The 2,011-nt window shown below is 38.3% G+C and carries 5 protein-coding genes; 2 read left to right on the top strand and 3 right to left on the bottom strand.

Annotated elements, in window-relative coordinates:
* The 3 genes from A9G32_RS12600 to A9G32_RS07705 all read right to left on the bottom strand — a co-directional run.
* On the bottom strand, positions 1–219 hold a 219-nt coding region (locus tag A9G32_RS12600), incomplete at its 3' end, for an IS3 family transposase (protein WP_141672889.1).
* 83 nt (positions 220–302) lie between these two features.
* Positions 303–602 carry an IS3 family transposase gene (locus A9G32_RS07710; RefSeq protein WP_065589462.1) on the bottom strand — a complete coding sequence of 100 codons (300 nt, stop codon included), beginning with the start codon at positions 600–602 and terminating at the stop codon, positions 303–305.
* Positions 599–1,195, bottom strand: coding sequence for a group II intron maturase-specific domain-containing protein (locus tag A9G32_RS07705; RefSeq protein ID WP_065590233.1), 597 nt, complete (start codon positions 1,193–1,195; stop codon positions 599–601). The genes A9G32_RS07710 and A9G32_RS07705 overlap by 4 nt, the downstream gene beginning before the upstream one ends.
* Before the next feature lie 148 nt (positions 1,196–1,343).
* Here A9G32_RS07705 and A9G32_RS07700 point away from each other — a divergent pair, with 148 nt between their 5' ends.
* Together A9G32_RS07700 and A9G32_RS07695 are read left to right on the top strand one after the other, a co-directional pair.
* Positions 1,344–1,601 (top strand): transposase, encoded by a 258-nt coding sequence (locus A9G32_RS07700; protein WP_034909955.1) that lies wholly within the window; start codon positions 1,344–1,346, stop codon positions 1,599–1,601.
* On the top strand, positions 1,601–2,011 hold a 411-nt coding region (locus A9G32_RS07695; RefSeq protein ID WP_141672888.1), incomplete at its 3' end, for an IS3 family transposase. The genes A9G32_RS07700 and A9G32_RS07695, both read left to right, overlap by 1 nt.

Here is a 2,011-nt window from a genome sequence, read left to right as displayed (position 1 = left end):
TTCATTCACTTCCGTAGTGTGAGATTGATAACGTTTAACGGTGTATTTTGATACCAGCAATAAGGCTTTCATCACCCGAGCAATGTAACGGCGTGACACCCAAATATTCTCTTTCTGTAAATCAAAAAGAATTCGTCTTGTACCATAAGACTGATAGCTCTGATTAAATAGCGTCACGATTTTATCGGCATAAAGCCCTACTGATTTTTGTCTATTCAATTTACACTGATAATAAGCATAATGTCTTGATAATCCTAAATATTGACATAGCTTTGTTATGCTATAACGATGTCGATTTGCTTTTAGGATAGCGATTTTCGTCCTATTATCAGTGCTGCTTGCTTTAAAATATCGTTTTCCATACGCAGCTGTTTAAGCTCTTTACGCAACGCGATTAACTCTTGTTCTTGTGGACTGCGATTATCTTTTGTTTTAAATGAGCCACTTTGGCTTGATTGCGTTATCCAACGGTCCAATGCTGATGGTGTCAAATCATATTCGGCAACGATTTCACTACGTGATTTACCATGTCGATAAAGACTGACCATTTGCTGTTTAAAATCATCTGTGAATGTTCGTCTTTTGCGTTTAATCTTATTCATATTTGTTCCTTTTTTAGTTGTGATAAGTTTACCTTACCCCTTAAAAAAGTTGTATGAATTAGTGTAGCCGATCCATTATACAGCATTTGCCATTTGTGTCTGTGTGAGAATTCCTCATACATCCGCTTCTGGTGTAATGTTTCCCCGTATAATTCCCATTCCGGTAAAAATGGATTGTAATCCGATTTTACCTTAATATGTCGTTTGATTGCCGTCTTGCTACATTGCAATAATTCAACCCATTTATCCATCCCATGGCGGTCTTTTATCATCGTGCCAAAGTTCCATATCCGAGTTGCCGTCGTTTTAAAGTATTTCTCTTTTATCCAACGTTTACCCTTCTTGCTATGTCTTCTTTTGCTCCAATTCCAAAGCGCACGCCATATTAATGCATCCATTCGCCCATATGCCTGACTCGCTACTTGACTTCGGTGATAGTTAGCCCACCCCCTTATCATTGGATTTAATACCTTTATTAAGTCTTCTTGTTTAACCATGCTTAATCTTTTAATCTTATCTCTCACCTTGCTATAGAATGCCTCCTCATTCTTTTTACTCGGCTTGATAATAAGCTTGTTGTTAAACTGTCTCACCGTCCAACCTAAAAAGTCAAAACCCTGCCTGATCCTGATATGCACTACTTTTGTTTTCTTCTCTGATAGTGTTAGTGTAACTATCCCCTAAAATAGTACAGCAAAAAAGTAGAAAATTCTCTATGATAAAAGAAAAGGGGATTTAATTATGAAAAAAATGACTGAACATCAAATTGTCGCTATTTTAAAAGAAGCTGAAGCGGGTATTCCGGTTAAAGAACTGTGCCGTAAATATGGCATGGGTAATTCAACTTTCTATAAATGGCGAGAAAAATACGGCGGAATGGAAACTTCGGATATCAAACGCTTAAAGGAGCTGGAGGCTGAAAACCGCAAGCTTAAGCAGATGTTTGCCGAACTGAGCTTAAAATCCCAGCTGCAGGAAGAAATAATAAAAAAGCTTTAGTGCCCGCAAAGGCACGTAAAACGTGGGCACAGCAACTACAACAAAATCATTCAGTTACTATTGCTATGAGTTGTGCCATTGTTGGCTTAAGCCGTTGTGCTTACTATTATCAACCTAAGTTACAGGATGATTCGGTGATTGTTTCGGTATTGAATGCTATCACAGACCGGCATTTACGCTGGGGCTTTCCTAAATGTTTTAATCGTATCAAAAAGCTCGGCTATAAATGGAATCATAAACGGGTGTATCGGGTGTATTGCCAATTAAAGCTTAATCTCAGGATAAAGCGTAAACAGCGCATTCCTCCACGAAGCCCAGAAAGACTATCAGCACCCAATAAACAAGGTGAATGTTGGTCAATGGATTTTATGAGTGACAGTAGTCGTAATCAGCGTCGCTTTAGGACATTC

It is taken from the genome of Gilliamella sp. Gris3-2, assembly GCF_001690345.1.
In the GTDB taxonomy this organism is placed as follows: domain Bacteria; phylum Pseudomonadota; class Gammaproteobacteria; order Enterobacterales; family Orbaceae; genus Gilliamella; species Gilliamella bombi.
The sequence above is the reverse complement of the archived record's forward strand: the minus strand, read 5'-3'. Positions and strand labels throughout refer to the sequence as shown.

Excerpts from the sequence above, each read along its gene's own strand:
- A9G32_RS07710 (WP_065589462.1), bottom strand. The coding sequence starts at position 602 with ATGAATAAGATTAAACGCAAAAGACGAACATTCACAGATGATTTTAAA.
- A9G32_RS07700 (WP_034909955.1), top strand. The coding sequence starts at position 1,344 with ATGAAAAAAATGACTGAACATCAAATTGTCGCTATTTTAAAAGAAGCT.